Genomic DNA, 26,163 nt, shown 5'->3' on the forward strand with positions numbered 1-26,163 from the left:
GGAATTATATATGCCGTATCTTCTTTCTTTATTATTATGTCTTTCTCTATCACCAATCTGGCCTCTTGGTGATAATCCACGTGCTGGAGATCCTTTTATAATTGTAAATAAAGCAACGAATAAACTAGCTTACATTGATGATGGGAAGATCCAAAAGGTTTTTCCAGTAGCGACAGGGAAAACAAATGAATTAACCCCAGAAGGAACCTTTGACATTGTATTGAAGGCGAAGGATCCTTATTATATTGCGAAGGATATTCCTGGGGGTTCTCCAAAAAATCCACTTGGATCGAGGTGGATGGGATTTAATGCAAGAGGAACGGATGGAAGTAAGTATGGGATACACGGGACAAACCAGCCTAGTTCAATTGGAAAATATATTTCGCAAGGATGTATAAGAATGAAGAAACATGATGTGGAATATTTGTTTGATCGTATTCCACTTGGAACGAAAGTATCGATTGTGAAATCGAAAAAATCATTTCAGCAATTGGCAAAGGAAAAAGGGGCCATAGCATTTGGAAAAGTCAACGAAACGGTTGGCTTTTTTCTTTTCTATAAGTTGTCTTGACATGTGTACATAACCATGCGTTAATGAGAATATATAAAGATAATTGAGTAAAGGGGTTGCTCATATGTATTTAAATCCAAAAATTTCTTACATGCAGTTTTGTGTTGGTTTTCTATTTGTTATTACATTCATATTGGCAACTTTTAATATATGCTCTTACGTTGTAGCGATTGTATTTATGGCATTACTCAATCTTACTTTTGTTATTGGGGCATTTCAGCAGAAACAATATACAAGTTTTGTAATAGCACTTGTAATGGCTTTTTCCTTTAGCATTGTAGCAATTGTTATATATATAAAATAAAATGTTCATTACAAGATAGACTATCTCGATTTCGAGATGGTCTATTTTGTATGTGTAAGCAGTAAAAAAAGGACGAGTGAATCGTCCTTTTTACCAAAACATACTTGCGCCAGTAAGTAATGTTGTTACAAGCATAGAAATTAGCATTATATAAACCATAATTTTTTGAGCTTTTTTATGCATCGTTAAACCTCCTTGCAAATCAGTACAAATTTATTGTAACTAGAAATGGATTTGTGGACAAGGGGAGAGAAATGACAAATTTCGAGAAGTGTGTGTAAAGTATAACAGGAAATTTGTGCGTGTGTAGAGAATATATTAAAAGATAGAGTACTAGTTTTTTGTTATGCAAGCATGAAGAATGGAGATACGATGATGAAAATATACGAAACAGATCGTTTACATTTAAGAGAAATTGATGAGTCGTATACTGAAAAAGTTCTTCAATATTACGACAGAAATCGTGAATTTTTAAAAGCTTGGGAAGAGTATAGACCGGAGGATTTTTTTACATTAGATTATCAAAATAAAAAGTTACAAAAGGATAGAAAAGAGTTTGCAGAAGGTAAAATCATCAGGCTATGGATTTTTAAAAAGGGTGATGATACGAAAATAATTGGTTGTATATCATTTAATTTAATTGTTCGTGGTATTTATCAATCTTGTGTACTCGGTTATAAATTAGATAAGGAAGAGTTAAATAAAGGTTATACGACAGAAGCGCTTAGAAAAGCAATTCAAGTTGCTTTTGGGGAATTTCATTTACATCGTATAGAAGCACCGATTATGCCACGAAATTTAGCATCTATACAAGTAGTGACGAAGATAGGATTTCAATATGAAGGTGTGTCTCGAAAAATGCTAATGGTAAATGGCGTCTGGGAAGATCATATGCGGTGGGTGTTGTTAAACGAGTAATAGAAGGCAGATGGGTATCTAGATGTGTTAACCATCTGTTTTTTGTCTTGTATTTCGAAACTTTTGCGAAATTCTGTTATAATTAATGTTGTTACATACATAATGGTAGTGCAGGAGGCGCAGTCTTATGATTAATCAAGAACGTTTAGTAAATGAATTTATGGAGTTAGTACAAGTAGATTCTGAAACAAAATTTGAAGCAGAAATTTGCAAAGTGTTAACAGAGAAATTTACTGCTTTAGGTGTAGAAGTATTTGAGGATGACACGATGGGTGTGACTGGTCATGGCGCAGGTAACTTAATTTGTACTTTACCAGCAACAAAAGACGGTGTTGATACAATTTATTTCACTTCTCATATGGATACAGTAGTTCCTGGTAATGGAATTAAGCCTTCTATTAAAGATGGATATATCGTATCAGATGGTACTACAATTTTAGGAGCCGATGACAAAGCTGGATTAGCATCTATGTTTGAAGCAATTCGTGTCTTAAAAGAGAAAAACATTCCTCATGGTAAAATTGAATTTATTATTACAGTTGGAGAAGAATCTGGTCTTATTGGTGCAAAAGCGTTAGACCGTGAACGTATTACAGCAAAATATGGTTATGCATTAGATAGTGATGGAAAAGTTGGTGAAATTGTAGTTGCAGCGCCAACACAAGCGAAAGTGAATGCGATTATTCGCGGGAAAACAGCTCATGCTGGCGTAGCACCAGAAAAAGGTGTATCTGCAATTACTATCGCAGCGAAAGCAATTGCGAAGATGCCACTTGGTCGTATTGATTCTGAAACGACTGCAAATATTGGACGTTTTGAAGGTGGTACACAAACAAATATCGTTTGCGATCATGTACAAATCTTTGCAGAGGCTCGTTCTTTAATCAACGAGAAAATGGAAGCACAAGTTGCGAAAATGAAAGAAGCATTTGAAACAACTGCAAAAGAAATGGGTGGTCATGCAGACGTTGAAGTAAACGTTATGTATCCAGGATTTAAGTTTGCTGCTGGCGATCACGTTGTAGAAGTTGCAAAACGTGCAGCTGAAAAAATTGGTCGTACACCTTCTCTTCACCAAAGTGGTGGCGGAAGTGATGCAAACGTAATTGCAGGACACGGTATTCCAACAGTTAACTTAGCAGTTGGTTATGAGGAAATTCATACAACAAACGAGAAGATTCCTGTTGAAGAATTAGCGAAAACAGCAGAATTAGTTGTTGCAATTATTGAAGAAGTAGCGAAGTAATAAAATAAAAAAGACGTGTGAACCAATTATGGTTTACACGTCTTTTTTATTTTGATTCAACTGCTTTCACTAGGCGGATAAACCAATATAAGAAAATCCATGGCAGTATATAAGTTGTTACGATACCTAGTAAACGAGGGAGGAGTCCAGCTGTATTAATATTAAAAATCGGGAGTAGTAAGTAATTAATGAAGAGGATTAATATAATAATGAGAAAGGTATAGTTAAGTTTACTATTTGATTTCATAATAAGTCACTCCTTTTACAATAATATCCATATTTCGTATTAAGTATAGCAAAAATAAGGATAAAAAGAATAAGTAATTATTATATTGTACATGAATTTGGTATAATGAAAGAACAGATGTTCTTCGAAAGGAGTGAGTAGTATGCGAGAAATGTATCCGAAAAATGGTCGTGTTATTTTACATGTAGATATGAATTGTTTTTTCGCATCTGTTGAAATTGCTCATGATTCATCATTACAAGGAAAGCCATTAGCGGTTGCTGGAAATGAAAAAGAGAGAAAAGGAATTATTATAACGTGTAGTTATGAGGCGAGAGAATATGGAATACGTACGACGATGCCTCTTTGGGAAGCGAAAAGGTTATGCCCACAATTAGTTGTAAGGCGTCCTAATTTTACAATATATCGTGAAGCTTCATTTCAAATGTTTCAAATCCTTTCACGTTTTACAGAAAAGATACAACCAGTCTCTATAGATGAAGGATATTTAGATATCACAGATTGCTATGCACTCGGTTCGCCTCTTGAAATAGCAAAGATGATTCAACAAGCGTTGTTAACAGAGTTACAGCTTCCGTGTAGTATTGGAATTGCTCCAAATCTTTTTCTAGCAAAGACCGCTTCAGATATGAAAAAACCACTTGGTATTACTGTGCTTCGAAAACGTGATATTCCAGAATTGATTTGGCCACTTTCAGTTGGAGCCATGCATGGAATTGGTGAGAAAACAGCTGAAAAATTAAATGATATTCATATACAGACAATTGAACAATTGGCAAAGGGAGACGAGTATATCATTCGCGCTAAGATTGGAAAGCACGGTGTTGATTTACAAAGGCGTGCAAAAGGTATAGATGATAGAGAAGTTGATCCGAGTCAAATGGGACAGCATAAAAGTGTCGGTAATTCGACGACCTTTTCAAAGGATATGGATGAAGAGAAAGAGTTACTTGATATGTTAGAACGTTTATCAAAATCAGTGAGTAAAAGGTTACAAAAGCGAACTCTTGTCAGCTATAATATTCAAATTATGATTAAATACCATGATAGGCGAACAGTAACACGGAGTAAGCAATTGAAAAATGCCATTTGGGAAGAACGCGATATTTTTCAAGCAGCATCCCGTTTATGGAAGCAACATTGGGACGGTGATTCCGTTCGTTTACTAGGTGTTACAGCTACTGAAATAGAGTGGAAGACAGAATCGGTGAAACAATTGGATTTGTTTTCATTTGAAGAGGATGCGAAAAAAGAACCGCTACTTGCTGTCATTGATCAAATTAATGATAAGTATGGAACACCGCTTTTACAACGAGGTAGTCAACTACTACGTAGGCAAGAGAAGTCGTTTCAACAAAAGTTAGAAAATAAGTTTATGTAGAAGGTGTCATGAAGTAGTAACTATCATGACACCTTTCATATTTAACTCGCTTCTAAATCTAAAGAAGTCTTCCAACCAGCAGCAGTAACGCCAGATTCTAATAACATTCTACTTACTATTTTTTCAATTAAGATAGCCGCATTTGTCTTGCAATGTAATGTAGCCTGTATACAGACTTTTTGGTTAGAATCTACATCTTCACTATATAACTCTTTTAAACCGAGACCTTCTGTACTTACCATGTGCATGAGTAAAAAACGAATATGTGCTTCATTTTCTTCGGAACAAGTAAGAGAAAGGAAGTAGTTTGTTTGTTCAGGTGATTCTTCTTTTGATTTTTTATTCATAAAGAGAGCGATCGGGCGAAGTAGTATATTTGCTAGTAAAACGCCGGCTGCACCTAATATAGCTGCAACGAGAAAACCAGCGCCTGTAAGAGTGCCGACAGCAGCAGCACACCATAAAGTAGCCGCAGTATTTAATCCTCTAATACTAAAACCGTCACGGATAATCACACCGCCTCCTAAAAAGCCAATCCCACTAACAACTTGAGCAGCAATACATGAGGGGCTAGCATCATGATCGAGCATGACGGATAATAAAACAAATATACAGGCACCAAGTGATACGAGAGCATTTGTCCGCAGTCCGACCATCCGGTGTCTCCATTGCCTTTCCATTCCGATGCAAGCACCTACAATAATTGCGATAAATAATCTTAATACAATGTCATACCATACCATCATGGTCACCTCCATACATATAAGTACGTGTTATGTTTTTAAGAATGAGTGGGGAGTACCCACTCATTCTCGTTTTTATCCCGCTATTTGCCGGGCAGTAAGACCCCCAGCTCAAAATTCAGCGAAAGTAAAGAAGTTAGGCGGGGGATCAACTGCCCGTAAAAGCCCGATTGGTGAAGGCTAATAATCAGTGGGGGATGAACAAAACCCCCACTGATTAAAGTTTCACTTTATAACCAGCTATGAAACTTTTTAATATAAACTTTTTTCAGGAATTGTGTTAAGAAAGTATAGCCTAATAATATTCCTACTAGCCAAGGGAAATAGCTAAGTGGTAATGCTTGTAAACCAACGGCCGCACCAAGTGGTGAGAATGGAATATAAATTCCGATTGCCATAATACAAGCGGTTAATAAAAGTACCGGTGCTGATGCAGTACTTTGAATGAATGGAATCTTCTGTGTTCTTATCATGTGAACGATTAAAGTTTGTGTGAGCAGTCCAACGACAAACCAACCAGATTGGAATAATGATTGTTCGCTAGGTGTATTTGCACCGAAGACATTCCACATGATTACGTATGTGATAATATCAAATATGGAACTAATTGGACCGATACAAATAATGAAGTTCCGTAAGTTTGCAGTATCCCATTTTCTCGGTTTTTCTAAAAACTCTTTATCCATTTTGTCCCATGGAATAGACAGCTGTGAAATATCGTAAAGCAAGTTTTGAATTAAAAGGTGAATGGCAAGCATCGGTAAAAAGGGAATGAAAGCACTTGCCACTAACACACTAAATACATTTCCAAAGTTAGAGCTAGCCGTCATTTTAATATATTTTAAAATATTTCCGAACGTAGTGCGTCCTTCTAAAATACCCGCTTCTAATATAGTTAAACTTTTTTCAAGTAGAATAATATCGGAAGACTCTTTTGCGATATCAGTTGCAGTATCAACAGATATTCCAACGTCAGCTTCACGTAGTGCTACAGCATCGTTAATGCCATCTCCCATATACCCTACAGTATGACCATTTCCTTGTAATACTCGTATAATGCGCGATTTTTGCATTGGATTTAGTTTAGCAAATACAGTTGTTTCTTCGGCCAGTTTTGCTAATACTTTATCAGGTAAAGAATCGGTTTCGTAACCAAGGATAGGCTCACCTATATTTAATCCAACTTCTTTGCAAACTTTTCTTGTAACAATTTCGTTATCGCCAGTTAAGATTTTCACTTGTACGCCGTGTTTTTGCAATGCTTGAATTGCAGAAGCAGCAGATGGTTTAGGTGGATCTAAAAAGCCGATATATCCAGTAAGGATCATAGCGGATTCATCTTTTACTGCATAAGCTTTGTGATCAGGTTTGTTATCTTTTTTGTATGCTACAGCGATGACACGCATGCCTTCACTATTTAAAGTTGCGCTAAGATGTTTTACATTTTCTCTCACTTCTTCAGTAAGAGGGACAATTTGCCCATCCACTTCAGTGTAGTTGCAAATTGATAAAATTTCTTCTACGGCACCTTTACAAACCATTGTATGTTCACCTGAAATATCTTTCACGATGACAGACATACGACGCCGAGCGAAATCAAATGGAATCTCATCTAGTTTATGAAAAGCTGATGGATCAAATTTATGGTTTTCCTCTGTATGTTCAATGACAGCTTTATCTATTAAATTTTTCAATCCCGTTTGATAGAAGCTATTTAAATATGCAAAGTGTAATACACGATCACATTTATTACCGTTAGGATCTAAATGACGGACAAGAACAACTTTATCCTCTGTCAATGTCCCAGTTTTATCTGTACAAAGAATGTTCATAGCACCTAAGTTTTGAATAGAATTTAGCTGTTTTACAATAACTTTTTGCTTAGACATTTTCACGGCGCCTTTAGCTAAATTAGCAGTTACAATCATTGGTAACATTTCAGGTGTAAGACCAACTGCAACGGCAATAGCAAAAAAGAAAGCTTCTTGCCAATCTCCTTTTGTGAATCCATTAATGAGAAGGACAATAGGTGCCATAATAAGCATGAATGTGATTAAGAGCCAACTTACTTTGTTTACACCTTTATCAAAGCTTGTTTCTGCACGTTTTCCGATCACTTTTTTTGCTAAAGAGCCGAAATACGTATCCGTACTAGTGGAAATAATAATAGCTTTTGCACTACCGCTAACAATATTTGTACCCATAAAGCAAAGGTTTTCCATATCGAGCGGATTGTAATTTTTTTTCATGTTTTTCGGTAAGGTATGCTTATTTTCTGTATGGTAGCAGTTTTCGTATTTTTCTACAGGAAGTGCTTCCCCGGTTAATGAAGACTGATTAACAAATAAATCTTTAGCCGATAAAATGCGCACATCAGCTGGAACGATGTCACCGGCTGAAAGTGAAATAATATCGCCAGGTACAAGCTCTTCAATTGGAATTTCTATTGTATAATTTCGATTTAAATTCGTTACGTTTTTTGTTTCGTGTACAAATCCATCTATTCTAAAGACGCTCGCGGTTGTTCGAACCATAGCCTTTAACTTATCAGCGGCTTTTTGAGAGCGGAATTCTTGTAAAAAGCGAATCGTTGAACTTAGCAGTACCATTACAGATACGACAATTGTTCCTTTTATGTCATCTGTGAAAAAAGAGAGTGCTCCAAGAGCTAATAAAACAAAAATAAATGGATTTTTAAATGCCAGCAGAAATTGAATGTACCAGGGCAATGTTTTATTATGAGCAATTTCGTTCGGACCATATAAAGAAAGTCTACGAGACACTTCTTGTTTAGAGAGTCCATTTTCTGTTGTTTCTAGAAGTTTTAATGCAGAGTTTACATCTTGTGTTGCAACTTCCACTAATAATTCGTTATTTATTTTCATGCTATCCTGATCGTAAGCATGCTTCGTTTCTTGTCTTTGTAAATTTAACATTGGTAGTTCCTCCTTTTTCATGAAGGAGGAAACAATCTGTTACTCGACTATTTAAAATTGGGAGGAACAGTTTCTTTCCTACCTACATGGTGAAATATTAACGTAAAACATATGGGTATCTGGGCCGAATCATCACTTGCCACTGTTCCTCACCTCCGTACAATTAGTAGTTTCTGAATATGCTATGTTTGTTTCATAGTAAGGTGCATAAAGACATAAAAAGACCTTTACTCAAAAAGAGTAAAGGTCTGAATTCGTAGTCAAAAAGAGTCAACAACAAAGACTGTTATTAAACATAGATAAAAACAGTTTTTGTGTATGACAAAACATACGCACCTCTCCCTCGTTGAGTTTTAGCACTGTATAGCATAGGTACTGAAACCAGCTACGTTAAGAAAGGCCTTCATTCCGACCTTTCCTGTTGACCCATTGGCGTCTCTCGACATTTTTGGGCAGCAGCGTTTCTCTATACAGGAGCCTCACCTAACAGAGACCATATTCAATTACAAGTTGAATGTTAGCACTGTAAAATCGTAGTGTCAATATCTTTTTAATCTGTTTTTTTGAAAAATTAAATAGATTTATAATGGATATATGGAATGGAGTGGTTATGTTGTTTATAGATAATGTGGGAAAATTAATGTTTTGTAAGAAGTGCATGTATAATGGAACCACCAAATTTTATAATAAATATTGAGAATCAGAAGTGTTTGTTTAATGAGCGAAAAGATTTATGTTTTCATGGAGAAATTTATTTAAACGTAGCTGGAACGATTGTTACACAAATGAGCATGGATGAGAGAATCTTAAAAGTATTTTTATGCTTTTTTCCTTAAAGGATTTGTTAAAATTTACAAATGCCAATAGAACCTCTTTCGGGGCTCTATTGGCATTTGTAGATTGATAACGTATATTTTTCATATTTGCACCACAGTAGGAATATTTTCTTTGTTTAATAGTAAGAGCAAGATTATATATTACAAACCATCTAATGGAAAAGGTGATTTCATCTCATTCAGAAATCAACAAGCAAATTAGGCCTTTAATTGTTAGGTAAATCTAATATGTATTTTATTTTCTTACCATTTTTTTCGCCTAGATATACTAATTTCGCAGGTGTATTAAGTGCAACTCCCCAACTTTCCCTCATTTTCATTGTTACAATGCCTTTATGGTTTTGTAACCTTTCCCATGAAATTATTGTTTTCTTCGTACTCTCATTAAACATTCCATTCGTCTTATTAACTCCTTTTAAAGGTGCCAATATATGCAAATCTGTAAAAATTGTTTGTTCCGTTTGCGTGTTATTTGTTGCCTCAATATCAAAAACATAATGAATTTCTTTATTTCCGTTATCATCAATTACTTGTTTCTTCTTGAAAGAATTAATGCTAAATTTAAATATATCTGTATTAAATGATTGACCTAGATTAATATTCTCTGATTTCACAATATAAGATTCATTTAAATTATTTACTACCTGATATCTCCAACATGCTCCTAATATAAAAAATGTACAAATAATCATAAAAACATATCGTTTTTTATTCATATCTTTCTCCCTCTACATCTTTGAAGATAGTGATACTTTACCATTTTCAACTAGGAATATTCTGTCTGCAATTAAATTTAATGTTTCACTATCATGACTCGCAACTAATATAGTTGTACCTTTAGACTTTAAATCTAATAAGATTTTAGTTATATCCCTAATTCCATTTTCATCTAAAGCGTTTGTAGGCTCATCTAAAATTAATAACTTAGGGCTCTCCATAATTGCTTGTGCTATACCCAATCTTTGTTTCATGCCAAGTGAATATTTTTTTACTTTTCTTTTATCTTCTGGATTTAATCCTACGAGCTCCATAGTTTCACTAATTGTTGTATCAGTTATTTTATTTTGAATAGAAGCTAATAGTTTTAAGTTTTTAAATCCTGTATAGTCTGGAATGAATCCTGGATATTCAATGATAATACCTGTATTTTCAGGAAACGGATGATCAATACCAATTATTTTTCTATCTATTAATATTTCACCACTATCTATTTTCATCAATCCTAATAGAGCTCTAAAAAGCATTGTTTTACCGGAACCATTTCTCCCTTTAAAACCGTAAATCTTTCCCTTTTCTAATTCTAAATTAACATCATTTAAAATAATATTGCCTTTTAGCACTTTAGAAACATGCTTAGCTTCAATGTATATCATCAGAATCATCCTTTCTATTAACAAATTCAAATGTTTTCCCTACCCAATAACCACTTATCCATAGAAAAAAAGCGCACAAAAGAAAATAGAATATAGAAAATGTTCATTATTAACGTAAAATAATTTTTTACGGATTAACATACTATCGAATGGATTACATATAACCGGTATAAATATAGTCATAGTAATAATCACAATAATTACCACATATGAAATAACACTTTTTAATTTAGTAGCTACAATTAAATAAACCCAAACTAATAAGACAGATGTTATTACTTGTAAAGTAAAGCTTTTTATAACAAAAATAATTTCTTTTATGTAATTATAAATTTTAGGGTTAATATTTTCTGTATATATTCCCCAGTTAAATTGATAAGAACAAAAAACACCTCCCCAGAAGAACATGGCAATATAAAATAATAGAGTTATACAAACAGCTAATATACCTGTACTAATAAACTTGCTAAACAACACTTGATACCTAGACACTTTCCTTGCTAAAAGATACGGTGTCTGTTGTATAAAATCAGCTCTTACATAAGTACCTAATATAAAACAATAAGATAATTGCAATATAAGCCATGTTACTGGAAGCTGGAATCGCCCCATTTCAACTTCTTTAAAAGATATCCCTTTTAGTAATTCATATAAAACATCAAGAACCGTTATAGCATTTGAAGGTAGCTCTCTATACTGGGCTGATTGCTTTAATAAAAATACCGCTCCCCCCACCAATGCACTATAAACAATAAATGCTATTATCAATCTTAATTTCATAATATGAATGCTTAATATTAAATCCCTTTTTAATAATTTATAAAAAACACTATTATTCATCGTAATTAATCACTTCCGTTATATAAGTCCATCCGGTGTAAACAAATATTCAATATGGAAAATAAAATACTAATAATCCCTAATATAAAAGCTAATTTCATCAAACTTATACTTGTTAGAAACAAATCTTTTTCTTGAAAAATCAAACCTTTTGACCAAAATAAAGAAAAATTATAATTTTTTTCTAATAACTGATCAATTGTAATAAAAAAGTAAATAGTAAAAATACAAATAGCTTTATTTTTAACGAAAAAAACTAGTATTTGTGCAAAAATACATATTGCTACAGTTACTAGCCATAACGATACTATAAAATATGTAATTACTAACCAACTTGAAGATGGAAGCAACCACATTACTATTTTTTCTCTTACAATTAAAAAATTAATTCCTACAATTAACAGATAGATACTCGAATAGAGAATTGCTAAACTTACAATCTTTATTATTAAATGAACACAATATGATTGACGATTTTTATGTCTAAAATACACGTAAACGTTCTTATCCATATAATTAAACGAATAGAAAAAAAGCAATAATAATGGGAGATAACTAAATAACACTATTTTCATATCTCTTGCAGAAATAAGAAATGAAAACAAAGAATTATTAGATAAAAAGTAAAAGGTTCTAATCAAGGGAATAGACACACCGGCTATAAGAAATAAAATATTAATCACAAATAACCATCGTTTTTGAAACAACTCTAATAAATACATTTTCAAAAGGTTATAAAATAACATGTCGTTTTACTCCCCTTAAAAACAAAACTATCGATAAAATAAAAATCCCTACTAACACTAAAATAGAGACAATAATATTTGCTCCATGATATATATGAGATTCAGATAAGAAATATATGGGAGCAAGAGGCGTAGCATAAAACAAATTAATTATCATTAAAAAGAGTTGTAATAAAAAAGCACTTAATAAAGTTATAAAAGTATGCTTTGCATAAAAGGATACACTAAGAGAAAACAAAGCAAATGCTCCACCGTAAACAAACGCTATAAATATATATAACAACATATGGATGAAAGGGTTAGTGAAATATATACTAATAAAAAAGGTTGCTCGCTCATACATCCCTATATTGGAATTTAAAATTTCGTCAGGAGTTATATCTGGAAGAAACATAAACGATAAAAAAATGTTTAAAATCAATGGAATAATAACGACAATGCCACCGATAAGAAAGGTCTTACTAAACAGCTTAAGAAAATACATTTTATAATTACTTCTCATAATTACAAACAAAAAAGAACCATTTTTTTTATCTTCCTGAAAGATTGATGAACTAGGTAAACTTGCAATCACTGGAAGTATAAAGAAAAATAAAAAGGAAGGTGTTACAATACTATTAATTCCCATCCAAGTTGTATATGGAGTGAAGATAACGTCCCTTTTATCGGTTAGTGGAATTACATAATATAATATATATACACAAGATAAGGCTATTCCTAACATAAGCGAAAAATAAAAATTTCTATTAGTCATTCTTTCATTAAAATAAGTACCCATGTTTCACCTCTTAAAAATTCAAATATACTCCTCGTAACATTTAAAATATGTAATGTTACGAGGAACGGCTTACAAGAATATAAAGTATTATATTTATAAGTTCATTTTTTTATATAATTATTTACGAATACTATCCGGGCTCCAAACACCGCTTGCTGTACCCTCAGCCCATCTTCTAGTATCAATTTTAACCTTGATACCAGAATTATATTTCTCAACTGCTAAATTGTATAAGAATTCTTCTTGACCATCACGCATTTTGTATGAATGACCATCAGAAACATCTGTACCATCTTTTAATGCAGCCCAGGCATTGAAATATCCATCTAATCCCGACATGTTGTCTACTCTCATATAATAAGCTGTTCTATTATATTTAGGTTGAGATGGTGTTTCATCATTAGGACTGTAAACACGATATACATTTGACCAGGGTCTATCTTCATGATTAGACTTTGCTGCTGCTGATGCTGCAAAGCTTGATAAGGCTATGCCTGCCGTTAAAGTTAGAACTGTTATTTTTTTTATTTTTTCTCCTCCTATTCTTTTACTTGTAAGCCCTTAAAAAATATAGCACACAAAGTAAAATAATATATATGGATTTTTAAATATTAATATTTCTTTAATATTAACTATAACTTTTTAACAAATATCTTATAAAACATATTATTACACAAAGTTTTTCAATCAATAAAAACTGTTTTACTTATAGATATTAAATAAAAACAAGGTATTAACAAAAAAAGATACAATGTAGTTGCTTCAATTGCGCTACAAGCAATTGAATTATTTAATAAATCAAGTGAAAAGATAATTTTAGATGAATTTGATCGGAGTATGTATACAGATTTTTGGACGGAATATGATCATTTGTTAAATAAGTATAAATAAAAAAGCACTGTAACCAGTGCTTTTTTATTTATACTTATGAGATTGTAGGATTTTCAAAAATAACAATTTCTGAGTTGCTTGTTGTTGAAACACGTTGTGCGTAATATGTTAAAGCTGAAGAAATATATGTTGGTAACGTCTCATTTGTATGTGATGTTGTATATTCATTGATTAATTCTTTTAAAGTCGTCCATTCTAATTGTGCTGGGTGATCAGACACGAAAGAACTTACCCAGCGATCAAATGAAGATGAAAAATCAGTTTGTAAACGAAATACTTCTTTCATAATAAAACGCTCCCTTAAAATGTAGTACAATTATTTTACCATAAAACACGAACGATTGCTAAGTTTTTTAAGTATAACGTTCGTGTTATATAGTTGTCTAGATGATTGGTTATGTAAATTCAATTTGCCATTTGAAATAACATTCCGTAAGATGAAAGATAGATTATATAAAGAGCTGGAGGAAAGAAAGTGGAATTTGTATTTTTAGGAACTGGTGCAGGTGTTCCTTCAAAAGGAAGGAATGTTTCAGCAATTGCTTTGCAGTTGTTAGAAGAACGAGGACAGACTTGGTTATTTGACTGTGGCGAGGCGACGCAACATCAAATACTACATACGTCTGTACGTCCACGCCGCATTGAAAAAATATTTATTACGCATTTACATGGCGATCATATTTTTGGATTGCCGGGTTTATTGGGTAGCCGTTCGTTTCAAGGTGGAACAACAAAATTAACAGTGTACGGACCAAAAGGAATTAAACAATTTATTGAAGTGGCATTATCAGTAAGTACGACACATGTGAAATATCCACTTGAAATCGTTGAGATAACAGAAGAAGGTACTGTGTTTGAAGATAATGAGTTTTATGTAGAAACGAAAAAATTGTCACATGGCATTGAATGTTTTGGATATCGTATTGTAGAGAAAGATATACAAGGTGTTCTTTTAGTCGATAAATTGCTCGAAATGGGTGTGAAACCGGGGCCAATCTTTAAGCGTTTAAAAGATGGAGAAGTAGTTGAATTAGAGAATGGTACGGTACTAAATGGAAAAGATTTTATCGGTCCGCCTCAAAAGGGAAGAATTATTACCATTTTAGGTGATACACGATATTGCGAAGCGAGTAGAGAGCTAGCGCAAGATGCTGATGTACTTGTTCATGAAGCAACTTTTGCGGCAGAAGATGAACAGCAAGCGCATGATTATTTTCATTCCACATCTAAGCAAGCTGCGAGCATTGCACTTAATGCAAATGCGAAACGATTAATATTGACTCACATTAGTTCTCGTTATCAAGGAGATACATATAAGGAATTATTGAAAGAAGCAAGGGAGTTATTTTCTAATACGGAAATAGCAATGGATTTAAAATCATTCCCAGTAGAAAGATAATAATTTCCGAAAAATGGTAACTTGTGTTTACCATTTTTTTATGTCTAAAAAATTTTAAAAATAAAACTGTTATTATTTTATACTTATACTTGGATGATACAGAAACTTAGAATGGTTTGAATATATAGGGTGAAAATACGTAATAATGTTTATTTAGAAAAACTGTTATATAAGTCAGATGACATACAAGTGATACAAATAGCAGAAAGGGACTTTTATTCAGAACTTTTAAAATTCAACAAAAGTAAGCGTTTTATAAAAAACAAGCTATAATGAGGGCAGATTATAATTTATTATAAGTCACATGCATTTTAGTCATTGTCGTAACAAGTGAAGTTGACTAAACCATGAGAGAGTAATATGGAGATTATAATAGGAAAGATATTATTATTATTTGTACTAAGTCTTTTTTCACTTTTTAGCTAAACGGTATGATTAGCTAGTGTAGCTGTTGCAAGTGCCTTAGTAGAAGCTTTTTAATAATAAGTTGGTGGAGATTTAATTGGTATACCACTCTTTAAAAGAGTTCAGAATATCAGCAGGTAGTCTAGGCGGAGTAGCGGGTGCAAATTTAGTGTATTAGCAATGGTTATATCACCTGTTTATGCTATGCTTGCAATGGCTTCTGTGTTAAACTTTGGATTGCTACCAGGATTTATTGCTGGTTATCTTATATCGTTTTAAATGAAAGTAATGCTATATTTCTTATGTATTATGGTATCTGGTATTATTTCAGGATATATTGGTCCACTGCTGTTCAAAAACCATCCAATTCGTACAGCGGAGCAAATTCGTGGTACGGCTGGAAAAGCAACAGATGTGGCAGCTTAATAGAATAGTAGAAAAAATTTTCATAGAGGTTTAGGGGGAGTTATGATGAAGTACCGCTCAGTGTTTGATATTATTGGTCCGGTTATGATTGGTCCATCAAGTTCACATACAGCAGGCGCGGCAAGAATGGGGCAAGTTGCTCGTCAGCTGTTTCGTCATGAGCCAGAGAGAGTTAGCATTTCATTATATGGTTCATTTGCAAAAACATACCGTGGTCACGGTACGGATGTAGCGCTAATCGGTGGAATACTAGGATTTGAAACAGATGATTTACGTATTCCAAGTGCGTTAGATATTGCAAAAGAACGCGGGATTGAAGTGGAATTCATTGAAGAAGATGCAAATGCTCCGCATCCAAATACAGCGAAAATTCGTCTGTATAAAGGTGAAGAGGAAATTGAAGTTGTTGCTTGCTCAATTGGTGGCGGTAAAATTGAAGTTGTAGAATTAAACGGATTCGATCTTCAATTAACAGGCACGAGTCCAGCGCTACTTATTGTAAATAACGATCGCTTTGGTGCTATCGCAGCTGTAGCTTCAATCCTTGCGAAACACGAGATTAACATTAGTACAATGAGTGTTTCTCGTAAAGAAAAAGGAAGAAGAGCGCTTATGGTCATTGAAACAGATGAATTATTAGCAGATGAAGTAATCGCGGAAATAAATGGGCAACAAAATATTTGTCAAGTAACTATTATGGATTAATTGCAGGGGGGACACACCATGTTTCGGAACGCAGCGGAACTAGTGGCGCAAGCTAAAGAGCAAAATGTAAAAATCGCAGAAATTATGATTCAATGTGAAATGGATACAAGACGTATTTCACGTGAAGAAGTAATTGCTGGTATGGAAAAGAACTTAGTTGTGATGGAACAAGCAGTAGAACGTGGTATTCGTGGTGTAAAATCACCGACGGGTTTAACTGGCGGAGATGCTGTGAAAGTTCGAGAGTATATGAAGAGCGGAAAAGGCTTATCTGGGGATACAATTTTGGACGCAGTGAGTAAAGCGGTTGCGACAAATGAAGTAAACGCAGCGATGGGAATCATTTGTGCAACACCAACAGCAGGTTCTGCTGGGACAGTGCCAGGTGTACTGTTTGCATTGAAAGAAAAATTACAGCCTACACGTGAAGAAATGATTGAATTTTTATTTACAGCAGGGGCTTTCGGTATGGTTGTTGCGAATAATGCTTGTATTTCCGGCGCTGCAGGAGGTTGCCAAGCTGAAGTAGGTTCAGCAAGTGGAATGGCAGCGGCAGCAGCAGTTGAGATGGCTGGTGGAACACAAGATCAAGCAGCTACAGCGATGGCGATTTCATTAAAGAATATGCTTGGTTTAGTATGTGATCCTGTTGCAGGGCTTGTAGAAGTACCTTGTGTAAAACGTAATGCAGCAGGAGCTGCGAATGCCATGATTTCAGCTGATTTATCATTAGCTGGTGTAACTAGTACAATTCCATGTGATGAAGTCATTGAGGCGATGTTTAGAATTGGACAAACGATGCCAGTAGCACTTCGTGAAACAGCAGAAGGTGGACTTGCAGCAACACCGACAGGTCGTCGTCTGCAAGAAGAGATTTTTGGTAAGAGTAATAACTAAATGCATATCATATGATTAAAATAAAAAACGGAGCTCAAGTAAAGTTGAGCTCCGTTTTTTATTTTTCTTTCGCTATTTTTTCTAATGTTTTTCCAAGATCGTGTGAGCGTTTCGTTGCTTGTGCAATACAGGAAATTAATGCTTGTTGAAAAGCATGCTCCTGTAACACTTCAATACCTGCTTCAGTTGTTCCCCCAGGAGAAGTAATTTCTTTTCGCAAAATAGAAGGGTGTTTTTCGCTTGCTTTTAGCATTTCAGCAGCACCAATCATCGTCTGAAGAATAAGTGATTTTGCAACATCTTCTTTTAAACCAATTTTTTTTGCTGCCTCTTCCATTGCCTCTACCACGTAATAAATATAAGCTGGTCCACTCCCGGATAATGCAGTGACAGCATGCATATCTTCTTCTTCTACAACAGAGACGAGACCAATCGTTTCAAATAATGATGTTGCAATGCGAATATGTTCCTCCGTTGTGTGTTCTGAAGGTGAGATAGCGGTAGCGGATTTTAAAATGGCCGCAGATGTATTTGGCATTGCACGAATAATCGGAACGTCTTTTTCAAGTAGGTTTCTAATTGAATGAGTAGAAACACCTGCTAATAACGAAATAATAAGCAAGTCATTATTTATATATTCTTTAAGAGGAATAATCGCTTCTGCGACATCTTTTGGCTTCATAGCTAGAAAAAGAATATTTGCATCAGCAAGTAAATCCTTTTTATTATGTGTACCTTTGACACCATATTTTGTATGTAACTCCTGTAATCTTGTCTCGTTAGAACGATTACTCACAGTAATATGTTCCCCTTTAACAACATTTGCATTTAATAAACCACCAATAATCGCTTCGGCAATAGAGCCTGCACCGAGAAAGGAAATGTTTTGCATAGACATGATGTGCCTCCTTTAAATTTGGTTAGAAATACTTATAAATGTACATACATTCGTTTTTTTATGGAAAACACCTCTTTTTATCTGAAAATAATGACAAATTTATAGGGAAGTTGTAAACTGAAGAGGTATTCATTTTTGAACCGGAAAAAGACAGGGGGGACTAAGCATGACGGCGATTCATCGAATGGAGATTCCTGTTCCATTTGCAGTTGAGACAGTGAATGTGTTTTTAGTTGAGGGAGAAACATTAACGTTAATTGATACAGGGACAAATACAGAAGAAGCAAAGAAGGCACTAGCAAGTCAATTAGGTGCATTAGGGTATAAGATAGAAGATATTGAAACGGTAGTGATTACGCATCACCATGCGGATCATTGCGGACTTTTAAATACATTTTCTGAAAAAGTAAAGATTATCGGACATCCTTGGAATGAACCGTGGATTACACAGAATGCTGAATTTTTAAAGAGGTATCATGAATTTTTTAAAGAGACAGCCTTGCAGTTCGGCGTTCCAGCAGCATTTCTGAATGGTGAGGCGCTATTGACGACGAAGACACTTAAATATTCTTGTAATAGATCGTTAACACATACTGTGAGAGAGGGAGATCGTATAGATTCGTTACCTGGATTTATAGTGATTGAAACCCCAGGTCATGCTTCCACTCATATTTCATTATATAGAGAATCTGATGGAATATTAATTGGTGGGGATGCTCTCATTAGTCATATTTCTTCAAATCCAATATTAGAACCACCATATGAAGGGCAAACAGAAAGAGCGCATCCTTTATTGCAGTATAATCAAACGTTAAAACGTTTAAGCGAAATGAATATTTCACGTATTTTATCAGGGCATGGGGAAGATGTTCTGAATGTGAAACAACTTATTGAAACAAGATTACAAAAGCAAGAGACACGTGCTTTTAAAGTGCTGGAGTTATTAAAGGAAAAGCCAATGACAGCATTTGAAGTATGTGTAAAACTATTTCCGGTATTATATAAAGAGCAATTGCCACTTACTATCTCAGAAACTGTTGGACAATTAGACTTTTTAGCATATAATCAACAAGTGATGATTGATGAATCTTCACAACAATTGATTTATTATGCAAAGTAGGTGACAGCAATGACGGGACGTTTACAAGAAAAAGTAATCGTCATTACAGGTGCTTCTAGTGGAATTGGAGAGCAAGTTGCAATGCAGGTTGCAGAGCAAGGGGCGACGCCGGTATTAATGGCTCGAACAGAAGAGAAGCTACAAGCATTAGCAGACAAAATTAAAGCAACTTATAATACGCCTTGCTATTACTATGTATTAGATGTAAGTGAAGAAACGAAAGTACAATCTGTTTTTTCAAAGGTATTACAAGAAGTAGGACGTATTGATATATTGGTAAATAATGCTGGGTTTGGTATTTTTAAAACGTTTGAAGATGCGTCAATAGATGAAGTAAAGGATATGTTTCAAGTAAATGTATTTGGATTAGTAGCTTGTACGAAAGCGGTATTACCTTATATGGTAAAAAGGAACGAAGGACAAATTATTAATATTGCTTCATTGGCTGGAAAAATTGCAACTCCGAAGTCAAGTGCTTATGCAGCAACAAAACACGCTGTATTAGGGTTTACGAATAGTTTGCGTATGGAGTTATCTAACACAAATGTGTATGTAACAGCAATTAACCCAGGACCGATAGATACGAACTTTTTTGAAATAGCCGATCAATCAGGTACATATGTGAAAAATATGGGACGTTACATGTTAAAACCAACATATGTAGCAGAACAAATCGTAAAGGCGATGCAAACGAAAAAACGTGAAGTAAACTTGCCGAAGTGGATGGGAATGGGGCCAAAGCTCTACGCATTATTCCCAGGTTTATTTGAACGTGTTGCAGGCAAATCATTAAGTAAAAAATAGGAGATTTCCATATGGAAATCTCCTATTTTTTTATTTTCCAGTCACATAATCGTAAACGATATCCTCAACTGCCTCGTATACATCAATTTCAGTATTGGAATGAATTATCATTTGAATATGTTTAATTAGCATTTCCTGATCCTCTTTTGAAACAGGATTACATTGATATTGCCGAAAACTTTTTATAATCATTTTCTCAATTAATTTTTCATTCATGTTTTTCCCCGCCTGTATGTATACATGTATTGTTTTATTGTACTTGAAGTGAAATAAAAATACTACTATGCACTGTTTTTGTATAAAAATCCACTTGTATATATTATTTTTCTAGTAAAATTAAGTTTTTAAAGTTTTTAAAATTAATAAATATTTAATTGACTCTATAAATATACAATATTATAATCATATTTAATTTAAAGAATCGATTTAAGGAGGAGCATATGAAAGTCGCGATTATTGGAGCAACTGGATATGGAGGTATTGAATTAATTAGGTTATTAGAGCAACACCCATACTTCTCAATAGCATCCCTCCACTCCTTTTCACAAGTTGGCGAGTGCATAGCGAATGCATATCCGCATTTGCGAAATGTTCTCGTTCATAAGTTGCAAGAAATTGATGTGGGTGAAATAAGGAAGGTAGCAGAGGTTGTGTTTTTAGCAACACCTGCAGGAGTATCGGCAGAGCTAGCGCCACAACTATTAGAAGTAGGTTTAAAAGTGATTGACCTATCTGGTGACTTTCGTATGATAGATCCTTCGTCATATGAAATGTGGTATAAACGGCCAGCTGCAGAAGCAGAAATCCTTAGGAAAGCAGTATATGGATTAAGTGAATGGAAAAGTCCTGAGATTCAAAATGCAAATTTAATTGCAAACCCAGGATGTTTTGCGACAGCTGCATTATTAGCGATAGCGCCGTTAGTACGTAGCGGGATGATTGAAGAAGATTCGATTATCATTGATGCAAAGTCAGGTGTATCTGGAGCAGGCAAAACCCCAACAACAATGACTCATTTTCCAGAGCTATATGATAACCTTCACATTTATAAAGTAAATCAGCATCAGCACGTTCCTGAGATTGAGCAAATGCTTGTAGAGTGGAATGATAAAGCGAAGCCAATCACATTTAGTACACATTTAATACCGATATCAAGAGGGATTATGGTTACACTCTATGCGAAAGTAAAACAAGAAATCAAAATGCAGCAACTTCAAAAGTTGTATGAAGAAACGTATCGCAACTCAGCTTTCATTCGAATTCGTTCTCAAGGAGAATTTCCGAGTCCGAAAGAAGTAAGAGGCTCAAATTATTGTGATATTGGGATGGCCTACGATGAAAGAACAGAAAGAATTACGATAGTTTCTGTTATAGATAATATGATGAAAGGTGCAGCTGGGCAAGCGGTTCAAAATGCAAATTTATTAGCGGGACTAGAAGAAACAACGGGTTTACAGCATATGCCGCTTTATCCATAAGGGGGAAAATATGATTAAAGCATCGTCTCTTACAAAATTAGCAAATGGTTCAATTGTTACGCCGAAAGGCTTTTCGGCAATCGGTACTGCAAATGGTCTGAAAAAGGTGAAAAAGGATGTGGGTGCAATCGTTTGTGAGGTGCCAGCATCATGTGCCGCTGTGTATACAACAAATCAAATACAAGCAGCACCGTTGCAAGTAACGAAGGATAGCATAGCAGCAGAAGGGAAATTACAAGCAATTGTTGTAAATAGCGGAAATGCAAATGCTTGTACGGGCATGAAAGGATTGCAAGATGCTTATGAGATGCGAACATTAGGAGCGGAACACTTTGGAGTAAAAGAAAAGTACGTTGCAGTCGCTTCAACAGGTGTAATTGGAGTACCTTTACCGATGGATATCATTCGAAAGGGAATTGAATCTCTTGTGCCAACAAAGGAAGTAAGGGAAGCTCATTCTTTTTGTGAAGCAATTTTAACGACAGACCTTATAACGAAAGAAACTTGCTATGAGATGATAATTGATGGGGAAGCAGTGACCATTGCTGGGGTCGCAAAAGGTTCAGGGATGATCCACCCGAATATGGCAACGATGCTTAGTTTTATTACAACAGACGCAAATATAGAGCATGAAATACTGCAAACAGCATTATCACAAATTACGAATCATACGTTTAATCAAATTACGGTGGACGGAGATACGTCTACAAATGATATGGTTATCGTTATGGCAAGTGGATTATCAGAAACGAAAACGATGGATATGGAACATAAGGACTGGGAAACTTTCGTATTTGCTTTACAAAAGGTATGTGAAGATTTAGCGAAAAAAATTGCACAAGATGGTGAAGGTGCTACGAAGTTAATAGAAGTAAACGTGTTAGGGGCTAGAACAAATGAAGAAGCAAAGCAAATTGCAAAACAAATAGTCGGTTCAAGTCTTGTGAAAACAGCGATATATGGTGAGGATCCAAATTGGGGACGAATTATTAGTAGTATTGGACAGAGTGAAGTAACTATTAACCCAAATACAATTGATATCACTCTTCAATCTATCACCGTATTAAAAAATAGTGAGCCTCAAATGTTTTCCGAAGAGGAAATGAAAAAGAAATTACAAGAACATGAAATAAAAATTGATGCGTGTTTACATTTAGGAGATGAAACGGGATCAGCTTGGGGCTGCGACTTAAGTTATGAATATGTGAAAATAAATGCTTGTTATCGTACATAAGGAGAGAGAAGATGAGCGATTATATTGTAGTTAAATGTGGCGGTAGCATGTTGAATCGATTAAATGGTGTGTTTTTTGATTGCATAAAGAAATTGCAAAATAAGTATAAGGTTGTTATTGTCCATGGCGGTGGCCCAGAAATTGATGCCAAGTTAGAAGACTCTAATATCAAGATAGAAAAGAAAGATGGATTACGAGTAACACCGAAAGAGGTTATGGATGTTGTTCAAATGGTGCTATGCGGAAGTACGAATAAAAAATTCGTAATGAATTTACAAAAACATAATTTACTTGCGGTGGGGCTTTCAGGATGTGACGGTAATTTACTTCAAGTTCAACCTGTTGGGGAAGAGATAGGATATGTAGGAGAAGTAAGTTATGTAGAAACAGCCTTATTAAAAGGGTTGATAGATATGAATTATATTCCTGTTATTGCTCCAATCGGGATAAATGATAATGAAGTGTATAACATAAATGCGGATACCGCTGCAGCTGGGATTGCGGCCGCGCTATCCGCAAAAGAACTCATTTTTATTACAGATGTAGATGGGGTATTACATGAAGGGAATTTAGTAAAGAAAGCGGATGAATCTGAAATTGTTACTTTTATAGAAAAAGGGATTATTACAGGTGGGATGATTCCGAAAGTACAGGCGGCACTGACATCATTAAAAATGGGAGTGCAAAAGATAAGTATTGTGAATGGTACAAAAGATTTTACTGAGGTTACAGGAGAGTGTATTGGAACGACGGTAACGAAAGGCGTGAGTATTGCATGACAAGTCATCTTTTTCAAACGTATGGCAGAAGAACTATTGAGTTTGTAAAGGGAACTGGAACGAAAGTTATTGATAATAACGGTAAGCAATATTTAGATTTCACATCAGGAATTGGCGTATGTAATTTAGGGCATTGTCACCCTACTGTTCTCAAAGGTGTACAAGAGCAACTTGATGCTATATGGCATATATCTAACCTGTTTACAAACAGCTTACAAGAAGAAGTTGCGTCATTATTAACAGAAAATAGAGCATTAGATTATGTGTTTTTCTGTAATAGCGGGGCAGAGGCAAATGAAGCAGCTTTGAAGTTAGCGCGTAAGCATACTGGAAAATCTCTCGTCGTAACATGCGAGCAGTCTTTTCACGGTAGAACATTTGGAACGATGAGTGCAACGGGCCAAGATAAGGTAAAAGAAGGATTTGGTCCATTACTTCCATCTTTTTTACATATCCCTTTTAACGATATTAAAGCATTAGAGGAAGTAATGAATGAAGAAGTTGCGGCGGTAATGGTAGAAGTAGTTCAAGGAGAGGGAGGAGTAATACCTGCTGTTCTATCTTTTTTGAAAGAGATTGAAACATTATGTAATAAGTTCGGTTCCTTATTTATTATAGACGAAGTACAAACGGGGATAGGAAGAACTGGAACACTATTCGCTTATGAACAAGTGGGAATAGAGCCTGATATCGTTACCGTTGCAAAGGCACTTGGGAATGGTATTCCTGTCGGAGCGATGATTGGCCAGAAAGAGCTCGGAACGTCGTTTACTGCAGGATCACACGGTTCAACTTTTGGCGGGAATTACATCGCGATGGCTGCAGCGAAAGAAGTATTACAAGTAAGTAAAAGACCATCGTTTTTAAAAGAAGTACAAGAAAAGGGCGAGTACGTATTACAGAAGTTGCAAGAGGAATTACAACATGTCGAATGTATTCAAAATATACGTGGTAAGGGGCTTATGATTGGGATCGAGTGTAAGCATGAAGTTGCAAGTTTTATAGAACAACTAGAAAACGAAGGACTTCTCGTATTACAAGCAGGCCCTAATGTTATAAGACTATTACCACCACTCATTGTCACGAATGAAGAGTTAGAACAGGCAGTATATATAATAAAAAAAGTAGTTTGTATAAAAAACGTATCAATCATATAAGGGGGAAGATTCATGTCAACTGTACAAGTACCGAAATTAAATACGAAAGATCTTTTAACACTAGAAGAATTAACGAAAGAAGAAATTATTTCTTTAATTGAGTTCGCTATATATTTAAAAAAGAATAAGCAAGAGCCTTTATTACAAGGCAAAATATTAGGGCTTATTTTTGATAAGCATTCAACTCGTACTCGTGTATCTTTTGAAGCGGGAATGGTACAACTCGGGGGACATGGTATGTTTTTAAGTGGGAAAGAGATGCAAATGGGAAGAGGAGAAACCGTTTCAGATACTGCGAAAGTATTATCGCAGTATATTGACGGGATCATGATACGTACATTCTCACACGCGGATGTAGAAGAGCTTGCAAAAGAATCGAGTATTCCTGTTATTAACGGTTTAACGGATGATCATCATCCTTGTCAAGCATTGGCAGACCTAATGACGATATATGAAGAAACAAATACATTTAAAGGAATAAAATTGGCTTACGTAGGTGACGGAAATAATGTATGTCATTCATTGTTGTTAGCGAGTGCGAAAGTCGGAATGCATATGACTGTTGCAACGCCTGTAGGGTATGAACCGAATGAGGAAATTGTAAAAAAAGCGTTAGTAATTGCTGAAGAAACAGGAGCTGAAATTGAAATTTTGCATAATCCTGAATTAGCGGTAAACGAAGCAGACTTTATTTATACTGACGTTTGGATGAGCATGGGGCAAGAGGGAGAAGAAGAGAAATATACTTTATTTCAACCTTACCAAATTAATAAAGAACTTGTTATGCATGCGAAGCAAACATATCGTTTCTTACACTGTTTACCTGCCCATCGTGAGGAAGAAGTAACAGGAGAAATTATAGATGGGCCACAGTCTATCGTCTTTGAGCAAGCTGGTAATCGACTACACGCGCAAAAAGCTTTATTAGTGAGTTTATTTAAAAATATAGAAGAGCCTTCCTAAATGATGTGCACCCCACTTGTTAGACACGAATAACAAGTGGCGGTGTATTTTTTTGGTTAAATTCTCACTAGAAGAAAAAATAAATGCA

General features: G+C 34.8%; 28 protein-coding genes and 1 riboswitch. Of the genes, 15 read left to right on the top strand and 13 right to left on the bottom strand.

Going from position 1 to position 26,163, the window contains the following annotated elements; all coding sequences use genetic code 11:
• Positions 1-10 precede the first annotated feature (10 nt).
• Positions 11-571 (top strand): L,D-transpeptidase, encoded by a 561-nt coding sequence (locus QCI75_RS06520; protein ID WP_016106120.1) that lies wholly within the window; start codon positions 11-13, stop codon positions 569-571.
• 64 nt (positions 572-635) lie between these two features.
• Positions 636-875 carry a DUF3894 domain-containing protein gene (locus QCI75_RS06525; protein WP_002088543.1) on the top strand — a complete coding sequence of 80 codons (240 nt, stop codon included), beginning with the start codon at positions 636-638 and terminating at the stop codon, positions 873-875.
• Between the two features lie 90 nt (positions 876-965).
• On the opposite strand, the gene prli42 is transcribed toward QCI75_RS06525, so the two are convergent.
• Positions 966-1,058 (bottom strand): stressosome-associated protein Prli42, encoded by a 93-nt coding sequence (prli42, locus tag QCI75_RS06530; protein ID WP_000549036.1) that lies wholly within the window; start codon positions 1,056-1,058, stop codon positions 966-968.
• A gap of 189 nt (positions 1,059-1,247) precedes the next feature.
• Between prli42 and QCI75_RS06535 the strand changes: the two genes are divergently transcribed.
• Entirely contained in the window at positions 1,248-1,793 is a 546-nt protein-coding gene (locus QCI75_RS06535; protein WP_142344605.1) for a GNAT family N-acetyltransferase, read from the top strand.
• Positions 1,794-1,920: 127 nt separating this feature from the next.
• Complete coding sequence (locus tag QCI75_RS06540) at positions 1,921-3,039, top strand: tripeptidase T (RefSeq protein WP_144506486.1); 1,119 nt, start codon at positions 1,921-1,923, stop codon at positions 3,037-3,039.
• 46 nt (positions 3,040-3,085) lie between these two features.
• On the opposite strand, the gene QCI75_RS06545 is transcribed toward QCI75_RS06540, so the two are convergent.
• The gene (locus QCI75_RS06545) at positions 3,086-3,286 is read right to left on the bottom strand and encodes a hypothetical protein (RefSeq protein ID WP_144506487.1); all 201 of its coding nucleotides are present in this window, start codon (positions 3,284-3,286) and stop codon (positions 3,086-3,088) included.
• A 142-nt stretch (positions 3,287-3,428) separates the two neighbouring features.
• Here QCI75_RS06545 and QCI75_RS06550 point away from each other — a divergent pair, with 142 nt between their 5' ends.
• Complete coding sequence (locus QCI75_RS06550; protein WP_144506488.1) at positions 3,429-4,667, top strand: DNA polymerase IV; 1,239 nt, start codon at positions 3,429-3,431, stop codon at positions 4,665-4,667.
• 41 nt (positions 4,668-4,708) lie between these two features.
• Here QCI75_RS06550 and QCI75_RS06555 read toward each other — a convergent pair whose 3' ends face one another.
• The 9 genes from QCI75_RS06555 to QCI75_RS06600 form a co-directional block, all read right to left on the bottom strand.
• Entirely contained in the window at positions 4,709-5,410 is a 702-nt protein-coding gene (locus QCI75_RS06555) for an MgtC/SapB family protein (protein WP_353760100.1), read from the bottom strand.
• A gap of 230 nt (positions 5,411-5,640) precedes the next feature.
• Entirely contained in the window at positions 5,641-8,346 is a 2,706-nt protein-coding gene (gene mgtA, locus QCI75_RS06560) for a magnesium-translocating P-type ATPase (RefSeq protein WP_144508611.1), read from the bottom strand.
• 330 nt (positions 8,347-8,676) lie between these two features.
• Positions 8,677-8,844: riboswitch (M-box (ykoK) riboswitch) on the bottom strand.
• A 544-nt stretch (positions 8,845-9,388) separates the two neighbouring features.
• Positions 9,389-9,898: a hypothetical protein gene (locus tag QCI75_RS06565; protein ID WP_144508610.1), complete on the bottom strand. Its 510-nt coding sequence runs from the start codon at positions 9,896-9,898 to the stop codon at positions 9,389-9,391.
• Between the two features lie 12 nt (positions 9,899-9,910).
• A complete protein-coding gene (locus QCI75_RS06570) occupies positions 9,911-10,555 on the bottom strand; it encodes an ATP-binding cassette domain-containing protein (RefSeq protein ID WP_002145847.1) in 645 nt (214 codons plus the stop codon).
• A 54-nt stretch (positions 10,556-10,609) separates the two neighbouring features.
• Positions 10,610-11,395: a hypothetical protein gene (locus QCI75_RS06575; RefSeq protein WP_353760101.1), complete on the bottom strand. Its 786-nt coding sequence runs from the start codon at positions 11,393-11,395 to the stop codon at positions 10,610-10,612.
• A 5-nt stretch (positions 11,396-11,400) separates the two neighbouring features.
• Positions 11,401-11,751, bottom strand: coding sequence for a hypothetical protein (locus QCI75_RS06580; RefSeq protein ID WP_353760102.1), 351 nt, complete (start codon positions 11,749-11,751; stop codon positions 11,401-11,403).
• Between the two features lie 376 nt (positions 11,752-12,127).
• Entirely contained in the window at positions 12,128-12,919 is a 792-nt protein-coding gene (locus QCI75_RS06585; RefSeq protein ID WP_144508607.1) for a hypothetical protein, read from the bottom strand.
• A 117-nt stretch (positions 12,920-13,036) separates the two neighbouring features.
• Positions 13,037-13,273 (bottom strand): hypothetical protein, encoded by a 237-nt coding sequence (locus QCI75_RS06590; RefSeq protein ID WP_353760103.1) that lies wholly within the window; start codon positions 13,271-13,273, stop codon positions 13,037-13,039.
• Between the two features lie 571 nt (positions 13,274-13,844).
• Positions 13,845-14,096 (bottom strand): DUF3932 family protein, encoded by a 252-nt coding sequence (locus QCI75_RS06600; protein ID WP_144506852.1) that lies wholly within the window; start codon positions 14,094-14,096, stop codon positions 13,845-13,847.
• A gap of 189 nt (positions 14,097-14,285) precedes the next feature.
• Here QCI75_RS06600 and rnz point away from each other — a divergent pair, with 189 nt between their 5' ends.
• The 3 genes from rnz (at position 14,286) to sdaAA (ending at position 17,642) form a co-directional block, all read left to right on the top strand.
• A complete protein-coding gene (rnz, locus tag QCI75_RS06605) occupies positions 14,286-15,209 on the top strand; it encodes a ribonuclease Z (RefSeq protein WP_144506853.1) in 924 nt (307 codons plus the stop codon).
• A gap of 876 nt (positions 15,210-16,085) precedes the next feature.
• A complete protein-coding gene (gene sdaAB / locus QCI75_RS06610) occupies positions 16,086-16,745 on the top strand; it encodes an L-serine ammonia-lyase, iron-sulfur-dependent subunit beta (RefSeq protein ID WP_002088527.1) in 660 nt (219 codons plus the stop codon).
• 18 nt (positions 16,746-16,763) lie between these two features.
• Positions 16,764-17,642 (top strand): L-serine ammonia-lyase, iron-sulfur-dependent, subunit alpha, encoded by an 879-nt coding sequence (gene sdaAA, locus QCI75_RS06615; RefSeq protein ID WP_002145856.1) that lies wholly within the window; start codon positions 16,764-16,766, stop codon positions 17,640-17,642.
• Between the two features lie 58 nt (positions 17,643-17,700).
• Here sdaAA and proI read toward each other — a convergent pair whose 3' ends face one another.
• Positions 17,701-18,540, bottom strand: coding sequence for a pyrroline-5-carboxylate reductase ProI (gene proI / locus QCI75_RS06620; RefSeq protein ID WP_144506854.1), 840 nt, complete (start codon positions 18,538-18,540; stop codon positions 17,701-17,703).
• A 166-nt stretch (positions 18,541-18,706) separates the two neighbouring features.
• Here proI and QCI75_RS06625 point away from each other — a divergent pair, with 166 nt between their 5' ends.
• Together QCI75_RS06625 and QCI75_RS06630 are read left to right on the top strand one after the other, a co-directional pair.
• Entirely contained in the window at positions 18,707-19,660 is a 954-nt protein-coding gene (locus QCI75_RS06625; protein ID WP_144506855.1) for an MBL fold metallo-hydrolase, read from the top strand.
• Positions 19,661-19,669: 9 nt separating this feature from the next.
• Positions 19,670-20,464, top strand: coding sequence for an SDR family oxidoreductase (locus QCI75_RS06630; protein WP_353760106.1), 795 nt, complete (start codon positions 19,670-19,672; stop codon positions 20,462-20,464).
• A 30-nt stretch (positions 20,465-20,494) separates the two neighbouring features.
• On the opposite strand, the gene QCI75_RS06635 is transcribed toward QCI75_RS06630, so the two are convergent.
• Complete coding sequence (locus tag QCI75_RS06635; RefSeq protein ID WP_002160569.1) at positions 20,495-20,680, bottom strand: YqzH family protein; 186 nt, start codon at positions 20,678-20,680, stop codon at positions 20,495-20,497.
• A 224-nt stretch (positions 20,681-20,904) separates the two neighbouring features.
• Between QCI75_RS06635 and argC the strand changes: the two genes are divergently transcribed.
• The 5 genes from argC to argF are packed head-to-tail and all read left to right on the top strand — an operon-like array spanning position 20,905 to position 26,075.
• Positions 20,905-21,942, top strand: a complete 1,038-nt coding sequence (gene argC, locus QCI75_RS06640) for an N-acetyl-gamma-glutamyl-phosphate reductase (RefSeq protein ID WP_144506857.1) — start codon at positions 20,905-20,907, stop codon at positions 21,940-21,942.
• Positions 21,943-21,952: 10 nt separating this feature from the next.
• Entirely contained in the window at positions 21,953-23,176 is a 1,224-nt protein-coding gene (gene argJ / locus QCI75_RS06645; RefSeq protein ID WP_144506858.1) for a bifunctional glutamate N-acetyltransferase/amino-acid acetyltransferase ArgJ, read from the top strand.
• A gap of 11 nt (positions 23,177-23,187) precedes the next feature.
• Positions 23,188-23,955, top strand: a complete 768-nt coding sequence (gene argB, locus QCI75_RS06650; RefSeq protein WP_353760107.1) for an acetylglutamate kinase — start codon at positions 23,188-23,190, stop codon at positions 23,953-23,955.
• Positions 23,952-25,112, top strand: coding sequence for an acetylornithine transaminase (locus QCI75_RS06655; protein ID WP_353760109.1), 1,161 nt, complete (start codon positions 23,952-23,954; stop codon positions 25,110-25,112). The genes argB and QCI75_RS06655 overlap by 4 nt, the downstream gene beginning before the upstream one ends.
• A gap of 12 nt (positions 25,113-25,124) precedes the next feature.
• Positions 25,125-26,075: an ornithine carbamoyltransferase gene (gene argF, locus QCI75_RS06660; RefSeq protein WP_353760110.1), complete on the top strand. Its 951-nt coding sequence runs from the start codon at positions 25,125-25,127 to the stop codon at positions 26,073-26,075.
• Positions 26,076-26,163: the final 88 nt, after the last annotated feature.

Source organism: Bacillus cereus group sp. RP43, from assembly GCF_040459645.1.
Taxonomy (GTDB): Bacteria; Bacillota; Bacilli; order Bacillales; family Bacillaceae_G; genus Bacillus_A; species Bacillus_A mycoides_C.

What these genes read in the sequence shown, in the direction of transcription:
- QCI75_RS06520 (WP_016106120.1), top strand. Translation starts at nt 11, where the DNA reads ATGCCGTATCTTCTTTCTTTATTATTATGTCTTTCTCTATCACCAATC.
- QCI75_RS06525 (WP_002088543.1), top strand. Translation starts at nt 636, where the DNA reads ATGTATTTAAATCCAAAAATTTCTTACATGCAGTTTTGTGTTGGTTTT.
- prli42 (WP_000549036.1), bottom strand. Translation starts at nt 1,058, where the DNA reads ATGCATAAAAAAGCTCAAAAAATTATGGTTTATATAATGCTAATTTCT.
- QCI75_RS06535 (WP_142344605.1), top strand. Translation starts at nt 1,248, where the DNA reads ATGATGAAAATATACGAAACAGATCGTTTACATTTAAGAGAAATTGAT.
- QCI75_RS06540 (WP_144506486.1), top strand. Translation starts at nt 1,921, where the DNA reads ATGATTAATCAAGAACGTTTAGTAAATGAATTTATGGAGTTAGTACAA.
- QCI75_RS06545 (WP_144506487.1), bottom strand. Translation starts at nt 3,286, where the DNA reads ATGAAATCAAATAGTAAACTTAACTATACCTTTCTCATTATTATATTA.
- QCI75_RS06550 (WP_144506488.1), top strand. Translation starts at nt 3,429, where the DNA reads ATGCGAGAAATGTATCCGAAAAATGGTCGTGTTATTTTACATGTAGAT.
- QCI75_RS06555 (WP_353760100.1), bottom strand. Translation starts at nt 5,410, where the DNA reads ATGGTATGGTATGACATTGTATTAAGATTATTTATCGCAATTATTGTA.
- mgtA (WP_144508611.1), bottom strand. Translation starts at nt 8,346, where the DNA reads ATGTTAAATTTACAAAGACAAGAAACGAAGCATGCTTACGATCAGGAT.
- QCI75_RS06565 (WP_144508610.1), bottom strand. Translation starts at nt 9,898, where the DNA reads ATGAATAAAAAACGATATGTTTTTATGATTATTTGTACATTTTTTATA.
- QCI75_RS06570 (WP_002145847.1), bottom strand. Translation starts at nt 10,555, where the DNA reads ATGATATACATTGAAGCTAAGCATGTTTCTAAAGTGCTAAAAGGCAAT.
- QCI75_RS06575 (WP_353760101.1), bottom strand. Translation starts at nt 11,395, where the DNA reads ATGAATAATAGTGTTTTTTATAAATTATTAAAAAGGGATTTAATATTA.
- QCI75_RS06580 (WP_353760102.1), bottom strand. Translation starts at nt 11,751, where the DNA reads ATGTGGTTGCTTCCATCTTCAAGTTGGTTAGTAATTACATATTTTATA.
- QCI75_RS06585 (WP_144508607.1), bottom strand. Translation starts at nt 12,919, where the DNA reads ATGGGTACTTATTTTAATGAAAGAATGACTAATAGAAATTTTTATTTT.
- QCI75_RS06590 (WP_353760103.1), bottom strand. Translation starts at nt 13,273, where the DNA reads ATGAGAGTAGACAACATGTCGGGATTAGATGGATATTTCAATGCCTGG.
- QCI75_RS06600 (WP_144506852.1), bottom strand. Translation starts at nt 14,096, where the DNA reads ATGAAAGAAGTATTTCGTTTACAAACTGATTTTTCATCTTCATTTGAT.
- sdaAB (WP_002088527.1), top strand. Translation starts at nt 16,086, where the DNA reads ATGAAGTACCGCTCAGTGTTTGATATTATTGGTCCGGTTATGATTGGT.
- sdaAA (WP_002145856.1), top strand. Translation starts at nt 16,764, where the DNA reads ATGTTTCGGAACGCAGCGGAACTAGTGGCGCAAGCTAAAGAGCAAAAT.
- proI (WP_144506854.1), bottom strand. Translation starts at nt 18,540, where the DNA reads ATGTCTATGCAAAACATTTCCTTTCTCGGTGCAGGCTCTATTGCCGAA.
- QCI75_RS06625 (WP_144506855.1), top strand. Translation starts at nt 18,707, where the DNA reads ATGACGGCGATTCATCGAATGGAGATTCCTGTTCCATTTGCAGTTGAG.
- QCI75_RS06630 (WP_353760106.1), top strand. Translation starts at nt 19,670, where the DNA reads ATGACGGGACGTTTACAAGAAAAAGTAATCGTCATTACAGGTGCTTCT.
- QCI75_RS06635 (WP_002160569.1), bottom strand. Translation starts at nt 20,680, where the DNA reads ATGAATGAAAAATTAATTGAGAAAATGATTATAAAAAGTTTTCGGCAA.
- argC (WP_144506857.1), top strand. Translation starts at nt 20,905, where the DNA reads ATGAAAGTCGCGATTATTGGAGCAACTGGATATGGAGGTATTGAATTA.
- argJ (WP_144506858.1), top strand. Translation starts at nt 21,953, where the DNA reads ATGATTAAAGCATCGTCTCTTACAAAATTAGCAAATGGTTCAATTGTT.
- argB (WP_353760107.1), top strand. Translation starts at nt 23,188, where the DNA reads ATGAGCGATTATATTGTAGTTAAATGTGGCGGTAGCATGTTGAATCGA.
- QCI75_RS06655 (WP_353760109.1), top strand. Translation starts at nt 23,952, where the DNA reads ATGACAAGTCATCTTTTTCAAACGTATGGCAGAAGAACTATTGAGTTT.
- argF (WP_353760110.1), top strand. Translation starts at nt 25,125, where the DNA reads ATGTCAACTGTACAAGTACCGAAATTAAATACGAAAGATCTTTTAACA.